Source organism: Shewanella sp. Isolate7, from assembly GCF_022398425.1.
In the GTDB taxonomy this organism is placed as follows: domain Bacteria; phylum Pseudomonadota; class Gammaproteobacteria; order Enterobacterales; family Shewanellaceae; genus Shewanella.
The window spans coordinates 1-20,214 of the sequence record NZ_JAKEVJ010000042.1 but is presented as its reverse complement, the minus strand read 5'-3'; the positions used below and the strand labels follow the sequence as shown (position 1 = coordinate 20,214).

Annotated in this window: 15 protein-coding genes and 3 tRNA genes; 4 read left to right on the top strand and 14 right to left on the bottom strand. The window is 50.9% G+C overall.

Annotation, left to right across the window (positions count from 1 at the left end):
• Positions 1-419: 419 nt before the first annotated feature.
• The 9 genes from L1D47_RS12015 to L1D47_RS11975 all read right to left on the bottom strand — a co-directional run bounded on the left by L1D47_RS12015 (position 420) and on the right by L1D47_RS11975 (position 9,451).
• Positions 420-2,285, bottom strand: coding sequence for a SurA N-terminal domain-containing protein (locus L1D47_RS12015; RefSeq protein WP_239885099.1), 1,866 nt, complete (start codon positions 2,283-2,285; stop codon positions 420-422).
• 226 nt (positions 2,286-2,511) lie between these two features.
• Positions 2,512-2,784: an HU family DNA-binding protein gene (locus L1D47_RS12010; protein ID WP_011866302.1), complete on the bottom strand. Its 273-nt coding sequence runs from the start codon at positions 2,782-2,784 to the stop codon at positions 2,512-2,514.
• A gap of 259 nt (positions 2,785-3,043) precedes the next feature.
• The gene (gene lon, locus L1D47_RS12005) at positions 3,044-5,401 is read right to left on the bottom strand and encodes an endopeptidase La (RefSeq protein WP_239885098.1); all 2,358 of its coding nucleotides are present in this window, start codon (positions 5,399-5,401) and stop codon (positions 3,044-3,046) included.
• A gap of 126 nt (positions 5,402-5,527) precedes the next feature.
• Positions 5,528-6,808: an ATP-dependent protease ATP-binding subunit ClpX gene (gene clpX, locus L1D47_RS12000; protein ID WP_041509384.1), complete on the bottom strand. Its 1,281-nt coding sequence runs from the start codon at positions 6,806-6,808 to the stop codon at positions 5,528-5,530.
• Between the two features lie 84 nt (positions 6,809-6,892).
• Positions 6,893-7,504 (bottom strand): ATP-dependent Clp endopeptidase proteolytic subunit ClpP, encoded by a 612-nt coding sequence (gene clpP / locus L1D47_RS11995; protein ID WP_041509383.1) that lies wholly within the window; start codon positions 7,502-7,504, stop codon positions 6,893-6,895.
• Between the two features lie 89 nt (positions 7,505-7,593).
• On the bottom strand, positions 7,594-8,898 hold the full coding sequence (tig, locus tag L1D47_RS11990) for a trigger factor (RefSeq protein ID WP_239885096.1): 1,305 nt from the start codon (positions 8,896-8,898) through the stop codon (positions 7,594-7,596).
• Positions 8,899-9,150: 252 nt separating this feature from the next.
• Positions 9,151-9,226: transfer RNA gene (locus L1D47_RS11985), tRNA-His, on the bottom strand.
• 8 nt (positions 9,227-9,234) lie between these two features.
• A tRNA-Arg gene (locus L1D47_RS11980) sits at positions 9,235-9,311 on the bottom strand.
• Between the two features lie 63 nt (positions 9,312-9,374).
• Positions 9,375-9,451: transfer RNA gene (locus tag L1D47_RS11975), tRNA-Pro, on the bottom strand.
• A 344-nt stretch (positions 9,452-9,795) separates the two neighbouring features.
• Here L1D47_RS11975 and folD point away from each other — a divergent pair.
• The gene (folD, locus tag L1D47_RS11970) at positions 9,796-10,650 is read left to right on the top strand and encodes a bifunctional methylenetetrahydrofolate dehydrogenase/methenyltetrahydrofolate cyclohydrolase FolD (protein ID WP_041509381.1); all 855 of its coding nucleotides are present in this window, start codon (positions 9,796-9,798) and stop codon (positions 10,648-10,650) included.
• 359 nt (positions 10,651-11,009) lie between these two features.
• Here the strand turns inward: folD and cysS are convergent, their stop codons facing one another.
• A complete protein-coding gene (gene cysS, locus L1D47_RS11965; RefSeq protein WP_239885094.1) occupies positions 11,010-12,389 on the bottom strand; it encodes a cysteine--tRNA ligase in 1,380 nt (459 codons plus the stop codon).
• Positions 12,390-12,653: 264 nt separating this feature from the next.
• Between cysS and L1D47_RS11960 the strand changes: the two genes are divergently transcribed.
• Together L1D47_RS11960 and L1D47_RS11955 are read left to right on the top strand one after the other, a co-directional pair.
• A complete protein-coding gene (locus tag L1D47_RS11960) occupies positions 12,654-13,148 on the top strand; it encodes a peptidylprolyl isomerase (protein WP_041509560.1) in 495 nt (164 codons plus the stop codon).
• 18 nt (positions 13,149-13,166) lie between these two features.
• Positions 13,167-13,895, top strand: a complete 729-nt coding sequence (locus L1D47_RS11955) for a UDP-2,3-diacylglucosamine diphosphatase (RefSeq protein WP_239885119.1) — start codon at positions 13,167-13,169, stop codon at positions 13,893-13,895.
• A gap of 32 nt (positions 13,896-13,927) precedes the next feature.
• On the opposite strand, the gene miaE is transcribed toward L1D47_RS11955, so the two are convergent.
• Entirely contained in the window at positions 13,928-14,692 is a 765-nt protein-coding gene (gene miaE / locus L1D47_RS11950; RefSeq protein WP_239885092.1) for a tRNA isopentenyl-2-thiomethyl-A-37 hydroxylase MiaE, read from the bottom strand.
• A gap of 249 nt (positions 14,693-14,941) precedes the next feature.
• Between miaE and L1D47_RS11945 the strand changes: the two genes are divergently transcribed.
• Complete coding sequence (locus L1D47_RS11945; RefSeq protein WP_239885090.1) at positions 14,942-15,538, top strand: Yip1 family protein; 597 nt, start codon at positions 14,942-14,944, stop codon at positions 15,536-15,538.
• A gap of 120 nt (positions 15,539-15,658) precedes the next feature.
• On the opposite strand, the gene glnS is transcribed toward L1D47_RS11945, so the two are convergent.
• The 3 genes from glnS to L1D47_RS11930 all read right to left on the bottom strand — a co-directional run bounded on the left by glnS (position 15,659) and on the right by L1D47_RS11930 (position 20,070).
• Entirely contained in the window at positions 15,659-17,329 is a 1,671-nt protein-coding gene (glnS, locus tag L1D47_RS11940; protein ID WP_239851391.1) for a glutamine--tRNA ligase, read from the bottom strand.
• A gap of 205 nt (positions 17,330-17,534) precedes the next feature.
• Positions 17,535-19,838: a Fe(2+) transporter permease subunit FeoB gene (gene feoB / locus L1D47_RS11935; RefSeq protein WP_239885088.1), complete on the bottom strand. Its 2,304-nt coding sequence runs from the start codon at positions 19,836-19,838 to the stop codon at positions 17,535-17,537.
• Positions 19,831-20,070 carry a FeoA family protein gene (locus L1D47_RS11930; protein WP_011866315.1) on the bottom strand — a complete coding sequence of 80 codons (240 nt, stop codon included), beginning with the start codon at positions 20,068-20,070 and terminating at the stop codon, positions 19,831-19,833. The genes feoB and L1D47_RS11930 overlap by 8 nt, the downstream gene beginning before the upstream one ends.
• Positions 20,071-20,214 lie beyond the last annotated feature (144 nt).

Below are 20,214 nucleotides of genomic sequence, written 5' to 3'. Positions count from 1 at the left end.
CCGATAGACTTAATAACGCAGGCGATTAGGACGCCGGTGCTTAGAACTCCCTTGACAAGCGCCAAGCGTTAAAACCTCGCCATCCACGCGATATAACCCCCTTTGCTCGCATACGCGCCTAAGGGATTTAGCAGACAAACTCACTAAGCACTCGCCCCGGCTAAGCCCGCACCCAAGGCTTACTCAGACACAAACCGCTGGGATGACTTTAATGTTTGGAGAATTAATGTTTGGAGAATTAGTGTTTGGAGAATTAGCGCTTGGAGAATTAGTGCTTGGATGATTTAGTGCGGAGACGATTGAATATACGTTCAAGGACAGATGGGTAGGCAGTTATGCCCCTCTCGAGGAATGCTTTAAAGACAAAAAAGCCAGTCACAGGGACTGGCTTTTAGTTACTTATTTCGCTTTTGAAATAATTACTCGGCCGGTGTGTAAACCACTTCCGCCTGAGCCTTCAGCGCCGCGATAAGCGCGCGGTAATCGTTTTCACTGTACTGTGAGTTCAAACGTTGTTTGAGTGCCGTTACCAGGCTCTCATCCACACTCTCGGCTTGATTCACCTTATCGAGGATCACCACGGCATAACCGTTAGCCAGCGCCGCGGTATCAACCACGAACTGACCAGCAGGCTGCGCCATCTCGAATGCCTTGCTGACGATAGAGGTATCGATACCTTGCTCGCCACGGCTCAGCTCGGTACGAGCTAGCATATCCGCTGGGACTTCGCCGCCCTTGATGACCGTCATCATCTCTTGTGCCTGGTCACGGGCCAGCTCGTTGGCCTTATCTTGCTTGAGACGCTCGATGATTGTCGCCTTCACCTCGGCAAACTCCATGGTACCCGCTGCGGCATGCTTGTTCACACGAACCACGATCACATGGTTGTCACCCAGCTCGATCACATCACTGTTCATGCCGTCAAGCAGCACTGTATTAGAGAACGCCGCCTTGATGACGTCGGCCGAATTAAGCGGCTCAGGTGCGTTGTCGCGGGTAAATACCGGGCTGGTCTTCACCTCAACGCCCACTTCTTTAGCCGCCTCGGCTAGCGTATCAGGCACTTCATAGCTCACGTCAGACAGGCGCTGTTGCAGGGTATAAAACTCGTTAACTGCCTTGTCTTGCTGGATCTGCGTAACAATCTTGTCTTTCACCGCCTCAAATGGAGAGGTAGATGCCGCCTGTAGATCCAGTAGCTTGATGATGTGGTAGCCGAAACTCGTCTTGACGATGTCTGAATTCTGGCCTTTTTCCAGGGCGAATAGCGCCTGATCGAAAGGTGCTTCCATCACGCCCTGCTCAAACCAATCCAGCTTACCGCCCTGCTCACCGCTGAAGCTGTCGTCAGAGTCAGTCTTGGCTAATGCCTCGAAATTTTCACCCGCCTTCAGCTTAGCCAGAATCGCTTCTGCCTTAGCTTTAGCTGCGTCTTCGTCGTCACCTAGGCTCACCAAGATATGCGCGGCAAGACGTTTCTCAGGCTGCAGATATTGCGCCTTGTTCTCGTCATAGTAGCTCTTAGCATCTTCATCGCTCACCTGAATTGCCGAAGCCAACTGATTGGCACTTAGCTCGATATAATCCAGTGCGATGGTCTCAGGACGCACGAACAGTGCCTGGTTTTGCTGATAATAAGTATTCGCTTCTTCGTCACTCACGCTCACACCCGCCAGTAACGGCTCGGCATCGACCACATGGTAACGAATGTCACGGGTTTGTCCCTGGAGTTTGGCCAAATATTCGGCTTCACCAGGCAACACAAATTCAGAACCGACAAGCGTCACCACTAACTGACGACGTGTCATGTCACCACGCATCATGTCGCGGAAGCTGTTGGCCTGATAACCTAGCTGACGAATAAGCGCAAGGTAACGGTCGTTGTCAAACTTGCCATCAACCTGGAAGGCCGGCTCATTCATGATAGCCGCCTTGATCTGTTGATCAGACACGGTAAGGCCAAGGTCGGCAGCGGCTTGATCCACCAACTTGTCGGCGATCAGGCGCTCTAATACGTTCTGCTTGACACTCGCCAGGTAGCTTTCGTTGCTGGCCAATGTGTTGTACATGTCACCCAGTTGCTGCTCTAATCGAGCACGCTCGCTTTGATAGGCTTGCTCCAGTGCAGATTTACTGATCTCTTCACCATTAACCGTAGCCGCACTCGGCTCAGAAGATGAACCCAAATAGCTACTCACGCCAGTAAATGCAAAGGACAGAATAACAAGAACGAGAATGCCTTTAGCAATCACGCCCTGTGAGCCTTCGCGAATCTTTTCTAACATCAGACTTCTCGCTCGTTGCAATAAAAATAAAAAGGCGCATCACCTATTGGAGGATGCGCCATTTCTGTAATTTGTAGACCTAGTTTACACAGTGCGTAATGTTAGGCCAACGGCTTGATAATGAGGGTATACATTATCAAAACCCTTACTCGTAAAAAGCACTGCCTAAACAGTGCTTATCAAACTACTCATAAGGTTTACAAAGGCCACCTTAACTAAGTGTTTCTTAGTTAACAGCGTCTTTAAGTGCTTTACCGGCCTTGAATGCTGGAATGTTTGCCGCAGCAATCTTGATCTCTTTACCCGTCTGTGGGTTGCGACCAGTACGCTCTGCACGTTGACGCACTTCGAAAGTACCAAAACCAACTAGAGAAATTTTATCGCCATCTTTTAGGCCGTCAGTCACAGCAGAAATAAAAGAATCTAGAGCACGACCAGCTGCTGCTTTAGAAATATCAGCGCCAGAAGCGATTTTCTCGATTAGTTCAGATTTGTTCATGTCATCCCCTTGAATTTAATTTTTGCGCCGCAACCAAATCCTTCTCTAGAGCGGTCTGCGGAGGCTTTTTATAACAAGCTTGAAACTAAAGTTCAAGCCAAATAGGAAAACCTAAGAAATAAAATTGGAATAAGCCTAAAAACCAGCAGCGCCAAGGGCTGCAGCTAAAATGCTATCCACAGACCTAGGCTACCACAGGTTTAGATTTTAAAAAGCCCCTTTTTGCATTTTTTTTAATGCAAATAGGCATTTTCTTGCGTTAGACCAAATTTTTAACAACTTCAAAGCCTTCGATTGGTTGTTCTAACGCCAGCTTAAGCACTTCATCCACCCAACGTACCGGCCTGATCTCAAGGTCAGCCACCACATTGGCTGGGATCTCCTCGAGGTCACGCTCGTTCTCCTTAGGAATCAGCACCAGCTTAGTGCCGCCTCGATGGGCCGCCAGTAGCTTCTCTTTAAGGCCACCGATTGGCAGGACTTCACCACGCAGGGTGATCTCACCCGTCATGGCCACATCGGCGCGCACCGGGTTACCGGTCAGGCTAGAGACCAGTGCGGTACACATGGCCGCACCGGCAGAAGGACCATCTTTCGGCGTCGCCCCTTCGGGAACGTGAACATGGATGTCGCGCTTCTCATAGAAGTCAGGGTTAATACCAAGCTGCTCGGCGCGAGCACGCACCACAGTCATGGCAGCCTGAATCGACTCCTGCATCACATCACCCAGTGAGCCGGTATAGGTTAGCTTGCCCTTACCCGGCACAGAGGTGGCCTCGATAGTAAGCAGGTCGCCACCCACTTCGGTCCAGGCAAGACCTGTCACCTGACCAATCTGGTTGTTCGACTCCGCCTTACCATAGTCGAAGCGCTGAACGCCGAGGAAAGACTTAAGGTTGTCCTGATTGACATCCACATGTTTCACCGACTTGTCGAGCAGGATCTGTTTAACCACCTTACGGCAGATCTTAGACAGCTCACGCTCAAGCGCACGCACACCAGCTTCGCGGGTGTAGTAGCGAATGATGCCGATAATGGCGCTCTCATCGACGTTGACTTCGCTGGCCTTCAGGCCGTTACGCTCGATCTGCTTAGGCAGCAGATGCTGCTTAGCAATGTTAAGTTTCTCATCTTCGGTATAACCCGACAGGCGGATAACTTCCATGCGGTCCAGCAGTGGCCCAGGAATATTCATCGAGTTAGAGGTCGCTACGAACATCACATCAGAGAGATCGTAATCCACTTCCAGGTAGTGATCGCTAAAGGTCGCGTTCTGCTCTGGATCTAACACCTCAAGCAGCGCCGATGCCGGGTCGCCACGCATATCGCTGCTCATCTTATCGATCTCATCGAGCAAGAAGAGTGGGTTCTTAACCCCAACCTTAGACATCTTCTGAATCACCTTACCCGGCATTGAGCCGATATAGGTACGGCGATGACCTCGGATCTCGGCTTCATCTCGCACGCCGCCGAGCGCGACACGCACGTATTTACGGCCTGTTGCCTTGGCAATAGATTGTCCCAGCGATGTCTTACCCACACCCGGTGGGCCCACCAGACAAAGAATAGGGCCTTTAAGCTGCTTCACGCGGCTCTGCACCGCCAGATACTCGAGAATACGCTCTTTGACCTTCTCAAGACCATAATGGTCGGTATCCAGCACATCCTGCGCCTTGGCCAGATCGCGCTTAATCTTGGAGCGATGTTTCCAAGGTACTGAGATCATCCAGTCGACGTAGCTGCGCACTACCGTGGCCTCGGCCGACATAGGCGACATCATCTTCAACTTGTTGAGCTCGGCGGTAGCCTTCTCTTTGGCCTCACTCGGCATGCCGGCTTCTTCAATCTTGCGGGCCAGGGTCTCGAACTCGTCGTGAGACTCGTCGATATCCCCAAGCTCCTTCTGAATCGCCTTCATCTGCTCGTTGAGATAATACTCGCGCTGGCTCTTCTCCATCTGCTTCTTGACGCGGGAGCGGATACGCTTCTCCACCTGCAGCAGATCGATTTCCGACTCCATCATGGCCATCAAATATTCCAGACGCTCGGAGACGTTTACCATCTCGAGTACCGCCTGCTTATCTTCCAGCTTCAACGGCATATGAGCCGCCATGGTATCGGCTAGGCGCGCGGCCTCATCGATGCCCGACAGTGAGGTCAACACCTCAGGCGGGATCTTCTTGTTTAGCTTGATATAACCTTCGAACTGGCCGATCGCCGAACGTACCAGCACCTCCTCTTCCTTATCGGCAAGTTCTTCCGAATCGAGGTATTGGGCGGTCGCCACAAAAAATTCGGTCTCTTGTGTGTACTTGTCGATTCGGGCACGTTGGCCACCTTCGACCAGCACCTTCACCGTGCCGTCAGGCAGTTTGAGCAGTTGCAAGATAGAGGCGACGGTACCGACCTCGAAGATATCATCGCTGGTCGGTTCATCTAATTCAGCATCGCGCTGGGCCACTAATATAATCTGCTTATCTTGCTCCATCGCCGCTTCCAGGCAGCGAATAGATTTTTCCCGACCGACAAACAGGGGAATAACCATATGGGGGTAAACCACCACGTCTCTCAATGGCAGTACCGGGAGTTCGATTCGCGCTTCACGCTCTAAGGTCATAGCTCGATTCCGTTTGGTAACAATATTAATGAGTATATTGGGGTGTTTCAGTGGGTTTCAATGGCAAAAATAAAAAAAGGAGCCCACTGGACTCCTTTATGTTTGTTTCGCTTGGTGTTCGCCGAATTATTGTTCAGCCACAGCCGCTTGCGTCTCGTTGGCTTCGTAGATGAGGATAGGAGCCGACTCGCCCTTAACCACAGACTCATCGATAACCACCTTGGCTACGTTTTCTGTCGATGGCAAGTCGTACATGATGTCCAGTAGAATGCCTTCGACGATTGAACGCAGACCACGAGCACCGGTTTTACGCTCCATTGCCTTCAGGGCAATCGCCTTAAGCGCATCTTCTCTGAACTCAAGCTCAACCCCTTCCATCTCGAATAGCGCCGCAAACTGCTTAGTCAGGGCGTTCTTAGGCTCTGACAGGATCTGAATCAGGGCGGCTTCATCCAGCTCAGCCAGCGTAGCCAGTACAGGCAGACGACCGATGAACTCAGGGATCAGACCGTATTTCACCAGATCTTCCGGCTCTACCTGCAACAACACATCAGAGATGGTCGCCTTATCGGCCTCACCTTTCACCTCGGCGCCGAAACCTATGCCGGTGCCCACGTGAGAGCGCTGCTCAATCACCTTCTCAAGGCCCGCAAAGGCGCCGCCACAGATGAAGAGGATCTTAGAGGTATCGACCTGCAAGAACTCCTGCTGCGGATGCTTACGTCCGCCTTGGGGCGGTACGGCAGCCACTGTGCCTTCAATCAGCTTAAGCAGTGCCTGCTGCACGCCTTCACCGGACACGTCGCGGGTGATCGATGGGTTATCTGACTTACGACTAATCTTATCGATCTCATCGATATAGACGATACCGCGCTGCGCCTTCTCGACATCATAGTCGCATTTCTGTAGCAGCTTCTGAATGATGTTCTCGACATCCTCACCCACATAACCGGCTTCGGTCAGCGTGGTGGCATCGGCCATGGTAAAAGGCACATTCAAGAACCGAGCTAAGGTCTCGGCAAGCAGCGTCTTACCACTACCCGTTGGGCCGATAAGCAGGATGTTACTCTTGCCCAGCTCGACACCATCTTTAGGCGTAGCATTCTTTAAACGCTTATAGTGGTTATATACAGCAACAGATAAGACTTTCTTAGCCTTCTCTTGACCTATGACATAGTCATCAAGATGCGCTCTGAGCTCATGTGGCGTAGGTAATCTATCTTGATCTTGCTTTGGCGATATCTCACGGATCTCTTCACGGATAATATCGTTGCAAAGCTCTACACACTCGTCACATACATACACAGAAGGGCCGGCGATGAGCTTACGAACCTCATGCTGACTCTTTCCACAAAAAGAGCAGTACAGCAGTTTCCCGCTATCACCGTTACTTTTGTTGTCGCCCATTAGTTTACCTCTTTTGCAGTTTCACTCACTGCACAATTCTTCTCTTACGCCTTTTACTGATCATAGCTCAGCAAGCGACAAATATCAGCCTCGTTTATCGAGCACAGAGTCAACCAAACCGTAGGCTTCCGCCTCGGTGGCACTCATGAAATTGTCACGATCCGTATCGCGCTCGATCACTTCCAGCGGCTGGCCAGTATGGTCGGCAAGCATCTGGTTTAGCTTATTCTTGATGCCCAAAATCTCTTGTGCATGGATCGCGATGTCAGAAGCCTGCCCCTGGAAACCACCTAATGGTTGGTGGATCATGACACGTGAGTTAGGCAGACAGTGACGCTTACCCTTGGCACCACCGGCAAGCAGGAAGGCGCCCATACTGGCGGCCTGGCCGATGCACACAGTGCTAACGTTAGGCTTGATAAACTGCATGGTATCATAAATCGCCATCCCCGCCGTAACCGAGCCGCCAGGAGAATTAATATAAAGATAGATATCTTTATCAGGGCTCTCAGATTCGAGGAACAGTAGCTGAGCAACGATCAGGTTAGCCATATGTTCTTCAACCTGACCGACGAGAAAGATCACCCTCTCTTTGAGCAGACGAGAATAAATATCATATGAACGTTCCCCTTTGGCAGTTTGTTCAACAACCATAGGCACAAGTGCATTCAGTACTGATTCTGGCGCATTTTGCATTATTAACTTCCCTAAATAAAAACGGCCCGCATGAGGAGCCTCATACGAGCCATTATAAATGGCTAACAGCCATTTAAGTCAAGCATAGGTTACGCGCGACCAGTAGCCTTGTTCATAAATTCTTCGAATTGAACTGCTTTCTCGGTAACCTTAGCTGATTTCAGCAGTGCTTCAACGGCTTGCTCTTCTAGGGCAACGTTGCGCATGTTCTGCATCATCTCTTGGTTGTTATTGTAGTACTCAATAACTTCCGTTGGATCTTCGTAGGCTGAAGCCATAGAAGCGATCAGCGCTTGAACGCGCTCGTCATCAGCTTTCAGCTCGTTAGTCTTGATCACTTCGCCAAGTAGCAGACCCACTTTTACGCGGCGCTCGGCTTGCTCGGTGAACAGGTCAGCTGGTAGCTCAGGCATGTTAGCCGCTTGGTTGCCAAAACGCTGCATAGCTTGTTGACGCAGAACGTTAACTTCACCATCGATTAGCGCCTTAGGCAGATCGATTTCGTTTTGCGCTAGCAGACCGTTTAGGACCTGATCTTTGACGTTAGCTTTAAGCGCTTGCTCAAGCTCACGGCTCATGTTCTTACGGATCTCTACTTTAAGCGCTTCAAGGCCGCCGTCAGCAACGCCGAACAGCTTAGCGAACTCGTCGTTCACTTCTGGCAGGTTAGCCGCTTGTACTTCTTTCAGAGTAATAGCGAACTTAGCTACTTTACCCTTCAGGTTTTCTGCGTGGTAGTCTTCTGGGAAAGTCACGTCGATATCGAATGCTTCACCTGCCTTGTGACCTTCAACACCAGACTCGAAACCTGGGATCATACGGCCGCTGCCTAGTTGTAGTTCGAAATCTTCAGCCTTGCCGCCTTCGAACTCTTCACCGTCGATAGAACCAACGAAGTCGATCTTCGCCTTGTCGCCTTCTGCAGCTGCACGGTCAACCGCTTCGAAAGTAGCGTGTTGCTTACGCAGGGTTTCGATCATAGCGTCAACATCGGCGTCAGTTACTTCGGCAGTTGGTTGCTCAACTTCAATCGCATCTAGACCTTTTAGTTCTACTTCTGGGTAGATTTCGAAAGTAGCAACAAACTGGAAGTTCTCAGCATCGGTCTCACCAGGAACGAAAGTTGGTGCACCCGCTGGGTTTAATTTTTCTGCGATGATGGCTTCAACGAAGTTACGCTGCATCACTTCACCAGTGATCTCTTGACGAATCGCTTTACCATAACGCTTGTTGATCACGCTTACAGGTACCTTGCCTGGACGGAAACCAGGAATACGTGCACGCTTAGCTTCATTTTTCAAACTATCAGAAACGGCTTTTTCAATCTGCTCAGCAGGAACAGAGATAGTTAGGCGGCGCTCTAAACCTTGTGTTGTTTCTACAGAAACTTGCATTGTTTTACCTCGAAATATATCAAACGTCTTTTGTAATAGCCGAATCATCAACTATTAAGGTATTCGTTTCTTGATCTAAAAAAACGACTAAAATGCCTTGGTAACTGGGTTTGGCAGTCGTCGCACATAGTTGAAATTTATCAAGACGCGACATTATAGCCACGGTTTTCGGCATAGTCGAGCCTCAAAGCCCTAATTACGGACGTAAAAAAAGCGACCAGAGGTCGCTTTTTTTATTTTCTTCGAAAGAAGTGGGGTGACTGATGGGACTTGAACCCACGACAACCGGAATCACAATCCGGGGCTCTACCAACTGAGCTACAATCACCACTGATTTGGTACGCCCGGCAGGATTCGAACCTGCGGCCATCCGCTTAGAAGGCGGATGCTCTATCCAACTGAGCTACGGGCGCGTCGTTATGAACTTGGTTCATATCCTAACAGGGCAAATAACGTCTCCACGTTATTTAAAAATTTGGTCGGTGATAGAGGATTCGAACCTCTGACCCTCTGGTCCCAAACCAGATGCGCTACCGGACTGCGCTAATCACCGAGAATCTATTCTTGACCATACACAGGGTGTCGTCGAGAACGGAGCGCATATTATCCCCTCATATGGTTAGCGTCAACGATTTTTTTGCAATGCCTGCGCACCTGACTATTTAAACAGCTATCCGAAACTTTATTAGACAATTAAGGCAAATATCAGGGCATTTAGTCTATTTCAGCCCACATCCTGTCGTCTTACACAAAGCAGAGGAGCACTGTAGCCTGGCCGACATTATCCATATATTAGAACTGACTGTTATCGAGCGAAGTCAATGACAGTTTCCGCCCCCCCTGTTAAAATGTCGCCGATTTTTTATTATCGCGCCATATTAAGGAAATCCACCCCCCATGACAGCCCAAATAATCGATGGCAAAGCGATTGCTCAATCCATTCGAAAGCAACTGAGTGCCAAAGTAACCGCCCGCAAAGAGGCCGGAAAACGTGTGCCGGGATTAGCCGTTATCTTAGTGGGAGCCGATCCCGCCTCTCAGGTCTATGTCGGCAGCAAGCGCCGCGCCTGTGAAGAAGTCGGCTTCCTGTCACAATCTTTTGACCTGCCTACCGAAACCTCGGAGGCCGATCTGCTCGCCCTGATCGACAGATGCAACGAAGATCCAAGCATAGACGGTATCTTAGTTCAGCTGCCACTGCCGGATCATATCGAAGAGTCGAAGGTGATCGAGCGAATCCGTCCCGATAAAGATGTCGATGGCTTCCACCCATACAACGTGGGTCGTCTGGCTCAACGCATCCCAGTGCTGCGCTCTTGCACGCCGATGGGGATCATGACGCTTATCAAGTCCACAGGTGTAGACACCTATGGCTTAGACGCCGTCGTCGTAGGCGCCTCTAACATCGTCGGCCGCCCCATGACCCTGGAACTGCTACTGGCTGGCTGCACCACGACCACCTGTCATCGCTTCACCCGTGACCTCGAAGATAAGGTACGCCGCGCCGATCTGCTGATCGTTGCCGTGGGCAAGCCTAACTTTATTCCTGGTGAGTGGATTAAACCGGGTGCCATCGTTATCGACGTGGGGATCAACCGTTTAGAGAGCGGTCAGCTCGTGGGCGATGTGGCATATGATGTAGCCGCCGAGCACGCCAGTCATATCACCCCCGTTCCGGGTGGTGTCGGCCCTATGACCATCGCCAGCCTGCTGGAAAATACCCTGTACGCCGCCGAAAACTATCATGACTAACTATCATGGCGAATAATCACGACCAATAATCGCGATTCATATTAGGGATTAATATCAGGGGCTAATATCAAAAGTTAGTACCAAGAACTGATATCAAAGACTGATATAAAAGGCTTTAGTTAAGCCGCCGGCCCCTGAAACAAGAAAGCCTGCACTAAGTGCAGGCTTTTTTTATTCCGACCTTTATAAGAAGGCTTTATACCAATCGTAATAAACAATTGATCATTCTAGCTTGTTAAAACGCTCGATAACTGTATTAGTATTTTTAATTGTAGAATAACTACTTATCTAAAAATTCCGTTTTGTTCTCAAGTGTTTTTCCTGCGCTATTTCTGATCACATATTTACTGTGATTGGTATTACTTCTTACGCCAGGTGGTGCCGCCGGGGCCATCTTCCAGGATCACGCCCAGGGCATTCAGGCCATCGCGAGCCACGTCGGCCGCGGCCCAGTCCTTCTCGGCGCGGGCACGGTTACGCTCGGCGATCAAGGCCTCGATCTGCGCCACCTCATCCTCACTGCCCTCACCCTTAAAGAAGCTATCCACATCCAGCTCTAAGATACCTAGCACGTCACCCAGCTGCTTCATGCTCACACCCAGGGCTGAGGCCGCATTCATATCATCGGCCTTGAGGCGATTGATCTCACGGGCCATATCAAACAGCACAGAGTAAGCCTCAGGCGTATTAAAGTCGTCGTCCATCGCCTCTTTAAACTTAGCTACATACTCCTCTGCCGGCGCCGCCTCGACGCTCAGGTCCAGATCTTTGAGCGCAGTATAGAGACGCTCTAGGGCAGCCTTGGCTTGCTTGAGGTTATCTTCCGAGTAGTTTAGCTGGCTACGGTAATGGCCCGACAGCAGGAAGTAACGCACGGTCGAGGCATCATAGTGCTCGAGCACATCGCGAATGGTGAAGAAGTTATTGAGCGACTTGGACATCTTCTCCTTATCCACCATCACCATGCCTGTATGCATCCAGTAGTTTACATAAGGGGTGTCGTGGGCACAGCAAGACTGAGCGATCTCATTCTCATGGTGGGGGAATTGCAGATCTGAACCACCGCCATGAATGTCGAAATGCTCCCCCAGATGCTTGCTGTTCATCGCCGAACATTCGATGTGCCAGCCAGGACGACCAGGGCCCCATGGCGAATCCCACGTCGGCTCGCCCGGCTTAGACATCTTCCACAACACGAAATCCATAGGATCGCGCTTGTTCTCGTCAACCTCAACCCGGGCGCCCGCCTGCAGCTGATCGAGATTCTGTCCTGACAGACGACCATATTCAGGGAACGATGCCACACTGAAGAGCACATCGCCGTTAGCGGCAATATAGGCATGATCTCGCTCGAGCAGACGCTCGACCATCTCGATGATCTCAGGCATATGCTGCGTCGCACGGGGCTCGAAATCGGGGCGCTTCATATGCAGGGCATCGAAGTCATGATACATCTCTTGTGTCAGACGCTCGGTCAGCGTGTCGCAGCTCTCGCCGTTCTCGGTGGCACGCTTGATGATCTTATCGTCGACATCCGTGATGTTACGATGAAAATTCACGTCATAGCCGATATATCTTAGGTATCTGACGATCATGTCGAAAGCAACAAACGTACGTCCGTGACCTATATGACACAAATCATATATGGTTACCCCGCAGACATACATGCCGACTTTACCTGGCTGTATTGGCTTAAATTCCTCTTTTTTGCGGGTAAGACTGTTGTATAGCTTCAACATTGATATTCTCTACAGATAATTGACAACAAATAGGCCGCTCAGTCTACCACCTGCAAACGGCCGCTTCCAGCGTGATTGCGTGAATCTAAAGCGTTTTTTGTACCCTCGCACATTCTTCACACCCGATAGCGTAAAATGCGAGAGTAGATCGGGCTGTAAAGCATGTTCGCAGGGATAAAAGTCACGCCATCCCTTTATGCGCCCAGGTTAATAGGCTAGAATCTGGCGCTATCTGAATAAGTAACCATGATGAGATACAGTCATATGATCACAATGCAAACCAACCACGGTGTTATTAAACTCGAACTCGATGCCGAAAAAGCACCAGCAACCGTAGCGAACTTCATCAAGTACGCAAAAGACGGTTTCTATGACGGCACCATCTTTCACCGCGTAATCGACGGTTTCATGATCCAGGGCGGTGGCTTCACCGAAGATATGTCGCAAAAGCGTTGCAACGAAGCGATCGAGAACGAAGCCAACAATGGTCTTTCTAACCTTGTCGGCACTATCGCCATGGCCCGCACCTCTGATCCTCATTCGGCCACCGCGCAGTTCTTCATCAACATCAACGACAACACCTTCCTCGACTTCAAGTCTGAGTCAGTACAAGGTTGGGGTTACTGTGTGTTTGGTAAAGTCACCGAAGGCATGGATGTGGTTAACCAGATCAAGGCTGTTGCCACCGGCAACCGCGGCATGCACCAAGACGTTCCGCTAGAAGCTGTCGTCATAGAAAGCGTGACCGTCGAAGAGTAATCACAGGGCCGACACTTGTTGAACTACACCCTGTTTGTGGGCGATCTGCACCTCAGTGCCGATCGCCCCGATATCCTAAGCGCCTTCCATCAATTTCTTAGCCAAGATGTCACCCAATGCGACGCCCTCTATATCCTGGGGGATCTGTTTGAAGTATGGGTGGGAGACGATATCGCCGAGCCCTTTGCCCAGGAACTTGCCGAGCGCTTAAAGCAATTCTCGGTTCACACCCCAATCTACTTCATCCATGGCAATCGCGATTTCCTCCTGGGTAAAGCGTATGCCGAGCATTCGGGCATGACACTGTTACCCGAGGTATATTGCCTAGACCTCTATGGTCAGCCTAGTGTTTTGCTCCATGGCGATAGCCTGTGCACCCTAGATAAGGCCTATCAGAGATTCCGCCGCTTTAGAAATATGTCTTGGGCCAAATTTATCTACAATCACCTGCCTAGGTCGAAGCGCATCGCCATTGCCGATAAGCTGCGAAGCAAGAGTAAGCAGAGCAATCAGCTCAAGAGTTATAGCATCATGGATGTGGAGCCCTGCGCGGTAGCACAGCTCATGGCGCAAACTGGCGCTAAACGCATGATCCATGGTCACACCCATAGACCCGACATTCACCCGCTCGCCAATAATGGCCAGCGAATCGTGGTGGGAGACTGGTATGAGCAAGGCAGCGTATTAAAAGTGAGTCCCGAGCAGGTGAGCCTGCAAAGCTTGCCTTTTAACGAGGCTGACGCCTAAGGCGTTCATCACCAGCCTAGATTAAGTGTACCTTAGCTAGGCCTTCCCGAGTGAAACTTAAATTCACTGTCTGGCGCGCTTATCAGCTCGCCTTCCAGCCTGGCGAAATGTGCCACACGCTCGTCAATATTCTCTGAAGAAATGGCCTGGGCCAACACCAGATAGTCCTGATAATGGCGCGCCTCCGAACGTAGCAGAGATACGTAGAACTTACTCAAGCCTTCATCGAGATGGGGGGCCAGCTTGGCAAAGCGCTCACAGGATCGCGCCTCGATAAAGGCGCCGACGATAAGCTTGTCCACTAAGGTCGCCGGTTCGTGGGTGCGCACCCCGCGCATCATCCCTCTTGCATAACGCCCGGCGGTGAGATTTTGATAGGGTATGTTACGTGCCTGCAAGATCTCCAGCACCTGTTCAAAATGGTGAAACTCTTCCTTTATCAGACGCACCATCTTTGCGATAAGGTCTGGGCCATAATCGACTCCAGGCTTGGCAGTGAGTTCACCCACCAGCTCATTTTTCTTCACGTCCCGCGCCAGAAAGGCATCTATGTCCCGTGACTTGTTGTAAACGAATTCCTCATAGGGCTTAGCCCACTCGAGCAGCTTATCACCACTTGCCTTATCGACAGCATACTTGCGGATCAAAAACATCGCCGTCTGAGCCGCCTTGAGCTCACAGTTGCAGTGATCGATAAGCAGCGCAGCAAGCTGCTCGCTCTGGCTGGCGAGTGCAATCCACTCATCTGGGGTTTCACATTGTAGGAACTGCTTTATCGGCGCTAATAAGGCTTGCATGACACACTCAGGGTTATACGGACAGAAGCCGACTATTCTACCCTTAAAAGATGGTCTTAGGCAGGTCCATCTGCCTAACAGATGAAAGTTAGCTTGACTAGTCTAAGTTTATGTTCAATAAATAAACTATGTCAGTCCTTATAGGGCTGTTTGGGAGCCTGAGGTCTATTGGGTAGCAGACCAACAGGCAATGCGGGTTCGTCTGAAGTTTGGCGAGCACAAAATGAAAGCTGAACAAGGATAATTATAATGATATTAAATCACTTAATGGGGTTATACACTCATCCGAAAGAAGAGTGGCACACAATTGAGAAAAACCACGAAGCGCTGAGAAGCAGTCTTAGCCATGTCCTGTTGATCGCCCTCATTCCGGCCGTCTGCACCTATCTTGCCTCCACCATGTTCGGCTGGAATCTAGGGGTATCTGATCCCCTCTTCCTCACTAAGCAAAGCGCATTGATGATGTCGATCAGCATGTATTTCGGCCTGATCGCTGGGGTCTTCGCCCTGGCCTACCTGGCCTACTGGATGGCAAAGACCTTCGATGCCCAGCCAAGCTACACGCAGGCGATAGAGCTGGCGGCCTATACAGCCACACCACTCTTTATGGTGGGTCTTGCGGCCCTGTATCCTGCGCTCTGGTTTATGATGATTGTAGGCCTGCTGGGGCTGAGCTACTCTGTGTACCTGCTCTACACCGGGGTGCCTATCATAATGAACATTCCCGAAGAGAAGGGCTTTATCTACGCCAGTTCGGTCGTCACCGCCGGGCTTGTGCTGTTAGTCGCCCTGATGGCCTCGAGCGTCATCCTCTGGAGCTTCGGCTTAGGCCCTATGTATCAATAAAAGCTATCGATAAGAGCAGGTATCAATAGGAAAAGATATCAGTAGCCGACATAAGTTAACCTGAGATACAAAAAAGGCTTTAGGAATCACCTAAAGCCTTTTTTAGTACCAAACGTTAGCTTAGTTAGAAGAATCTCGCAGAGCAACCGTCAGGTTAAATACCAGGTGTTCAGGCGATGAGTCTTTGCTGTCGGCGCAGAAGTAACCTTCACGCTCGAACTGATAGGCCTTCTCGGCCTCTGCGTTAACCAAGCCAGGCTCGACTAAACCATGCTTGACCACCAAGGACTCAGGATTCAGCACCTCATCGACCGTCTCTGCAGCCGCCGGATTTGGCTGATTAAAGAGTCTGTCATATAGACGGAACTCGGCTGGTACGGCACTTGTGGCCTCAACCCAGTGGATCACTCCTTTCACCTTACGGCCATCGGCAGGATTCTTACCTAGCGTCTGATCGTCATAGGTACAGTAGATGGTGGTGACATTGCCAGCCTCATCCTTGTCGCAACGCTCAGCCTTGATCACATAGGCATTACGCAGGCGTACTTCCTTGCCCTGAACAAGACGCTTGTATTTCTTGTTGGCTTCTTCACGGAAATCGTCGGCATCGATATAAAGCTCGCGACCAAACACCAGCTCACGCTGCCCCATAGACTCTATGCTTGGATGTGCCGGCGCCGATAACTTCTCAACCTGCCCTTCTGGGTAGTTTTCGATGACAACCTTAACCGGGTTGATCACCGCCATGGCGCGAGGCGCATGCTCGTTCAGCTCTTCACGAATACAGGCGTCAAGCATGCTCACTTCGACCATGTTCTCTTGCTTGGTCACGCCGATACGACGGCAGAACTCACGGATAGCTGCAGGCGTATAGCCACGACGACGCAGACCGGCAATGGTCGGCATACGTGGGTCGTCCCAGCCTGATACCAGGCCACGAACCACTAGGTCATTGAGCTTACGCTTAGACATCAGGGTATATTCCAGATTCAGGCGTGAAAACTCATATTGACGGGTACGGTTTGGCGCCTGGAAATCATCCAGGTTATCCAGCACCCAGTCGTACAGACGACGGTTGTCCTGGAACTCAAGCGTACAGAGCGAGTGCGTGATATCTTCCAGCGCATCAGAGATACAGTGGGTGAAATCATACATAGGGTAGATGCACCACTTGTCGCCAGTCTGATGGTGATGGGCGAAACGGATACGATAGATCACAGGGTCGCGCATACACATGAAGGGTGATGCCATATCGATCTTGGCTCGCAGTGCACACTCACCTTCTTTAAATTCGCCCTTACGCATCTTCTCGAATAGCGCTAGGTTTTCTTCGACAGAGGTATCACGATAAGGACTGTTCTTACCAGGCTCCTTCAGGGTGCCACGGTACTCACGAGTCTGCTCACCATTGAGGAAGCAGACATAAGCCAATCCCTTCTTAACCAGTTCTACCGCGTACTGGTGCAGCTGATCGAAATAGTTAGACGAGTAACGGATCTCACCATCCCACTGGAAACCTAACCAATGCACGTCTGCCTGAATAGAGTTAACGTAATCGATATCCTCTTTCTCAGGGTTGGTATCATCAAAACGTAAGTTACATAGCCCCTTATAGTCCTGCGCCAAACCGAAGTTTAAACAGATCGATTTTGCGTGACCAATATGAAGATAGCCGTTTGGCTCGGGCGGAAAACGTGTGTGCACACGGGTGTGCTTACCGCTCTCTAAATCTTCATCTATGATGTTACGAATGAAGTTACTAGGACGTACTTCGGTGTCCACATGACTCATGGAAATCCTCTTTGCGAACTCTATTTCATCGGGCGCACAGCTGCCGCTCGAGACTAATGGGAGAAAACCTGCATATTCCTACAGATTTCGCTTCGTTACAACGGCCAAATCGCAAAAACTGCCATGATTTAGCGCAAAAACAGAAAAGCAGCGAATTATCGCTGCTTTTCTCGGTTTAACAAACTGTTTTACATCAAGCTTAAATCTACTCTGTCACCACGTTAATCACAGGTATGATGGTCTGAGCACGCTGCCCCTTGCGCTTCAGCCACAGGTAGAAGACCACCAGCGCGACTAAGAAGAAGCCGATCCACAGTCCAGACTGCAATGGGTGCGCCGCAAATGTCATCGCCTGATAGAAGATGGTCGCGGTACCGTAAGCCAAGCCGAAGGTCCAGGTGGCCGCAAAGGTTGCCCAGCGCGGTCCAAACTCACCCACCAGAGCGCCCATGGCCGCCACACAAGGGGTATAGAGCAAGATGAACAGCAGGTAAGCAAAGGCTGCCGTCACACCGCTAAAGCCACTCTGCAGCGCACTAAAGGTTGAGGTATCTACATCCAGCTCGCTCGAAGCCGTCTCTATACTCTCGATATCACCAACTGACATTGACAGCGGATCTTCAGGCGCGATGCCAAACAGGTTCTCAGGAATGGTCGCCAAGGCTTCACTAAAGCTCTCTGACAGCGGCGCCAGATCTTCCTCTTCACCACTTGCGGTAGAGTAGAGGCTATTGAGCGTACCCACCACGGCTTCCTTCGCGAAGATCCCCGTGATAATACCCACAGTTGCCGGCCAGTTATCCTGCTCTATGCCCATTGGCGAGAAGAGCGGAGTCACCTTCTGACTGGCCACACTGAGCACAGACTCAGAGCTGTCTTCGTGGCCGAAGCTGCCATCGACACCGATTGCGTTGATGAAGTTAAGCAGGGTGACCACGATAACGATCGTCTTACCCGCGCCTAGAATAAAGCTCTTAGTACGCTTACCGGTTCTTGCCATCACCGCCTTGAATTTAGGCGTCTCGTAGTTAGGCAATTCCATCACCACGGCGCTGCTGCTGCCCGGAAGCAGGGTTGAGCGTAGCAGTAAACCCGTTCCTATCGCGGCCAGCACACCAATGATATACAGCAGAAACACCAGGTTCTGACCCGACTCGGGGAAGAAGGCCGCCGCAAACAGGGCATAAACCGGCAGACGTGCACCACAAGACATGAAGGGCGCCATCATACCCGTCACGATGCGCTCACGCTCGCTGCCTAAGGTACGGGTTGCCATGATGGCAGGTACCGAGCAGCCAAAACCGACGATCATAGGCACAAACGCCTTGCCCGGCAGACCGATACGACGCATCAATCCATCAACCACGAAGGCGGCGCGCGCCATATAGCCCGAGCCTTCCAGCACAGAGAGTGCCAGGAACAGAGCGGCGATCACGGGAATAAAGGTGGCAACGGTTTGGATACCCTGGCCTATACCGCCGGCAACCACTGTTACCAACCAGGCTGGAACACCGATATTGGTCATCAGGGCGCCGAGGTGATCGACAAACAGGGCACCGGCCGTGATGTCGAAGAAATCGATAAAGGCGCTACCGACGTTAATACTGAACATGAACATCAGGTACATCACAAACAGGAATATGGGTACGCCTGCTATCGGATGTAACACCAGCTTATCCAAGCGATCGCTCAGAGTGAGCTGCTCACTGTCTTTCACCGATTGATTAAACACCTGCTGCACGAAATCGAAACGTGTGGTGGCCACCATGATCTCGATATCCTTGCCCTGCGCCGCCAGGCGCTCGGAGCACTGGGACACCTCGGACACCTCGGACAGCATCTGACCATTCTTACACTGGCCACAACCCAGGCCGTTGCCCATCATCGCCAATGCGCGGCCTCGGCTGAGTTGGCTATCGCGCTCAAACAGCGCCTTGATGCCCGCCTCAATCTCGGCGTCGTAATTTAATACCAATGGCGCCTCAGAGACCTTGCCATCGAGCAGATCTACCACCTGGGCCTGTACCTGCTTGATGTCGTTGACATCGCGAGAGCAGACGGCGATCACTGGGCAGCCTAGCTGCTGGCTCATCTTGTCGATATCGACCTCGATCCCCTGAGCCTTGGCTGCATCAATCTTATTGAGCAGCACCACCATAGGAATACCAAGTTCGCGCAGCTGCACAGTCAGGTACAGGTGACGCTCGATGTTAGTAGCATCCACCAGGTTGATGATGCCATCCATCTGCGCCTCGGCCAGATACTGCTGAGCGATCTGCTCATCGAGGGAGCAGTCACAGCTGCTACCGGCAGGAAGCAGATCATAGATACCCGGCAAGTCTGTCAGCAGCACCTGGGTATCATTCAGGGTAAAGGCCCCTGTCTTCTTCTCAACTGTCACCCCTGACCAGTTACCCACCTGCTGGTTAGCCCCCGTGAGGGCATTAAAGAGTGTTGACTTACCCGCATTAGGATTACCAACGGTCACACAATGAAATTGTTTAGCCATGAGCCAGCTCCACCTCGATTACTTCTGCCAGATCCTTACGCATGCATAACTTACTGCCACGAATGGCCAACTCTAATCCCGAGCCCAATGGCGCACGACGTAATAGGGTCAGAGAGGTGTTTGGGGTGATCCCCATAGATAAAAGCTTGCGTTTCACTACCGCAGGCAGGCTAATCTGGCCCACCTCGGAGATCACAGCACTATCGCCAGGCTTTAATTCGCTTAATTTCATATTGCAACTCTACCTTTTCAGGTCTCGATAAATCTGAACTACACCAGATTCTAACGGAGCAAGGCTTCCAATAACTTTATCTAGATCAATATTTATGATTGGAAACGATAATAATTTTCAATTGTATTTTATATTATGTGACAG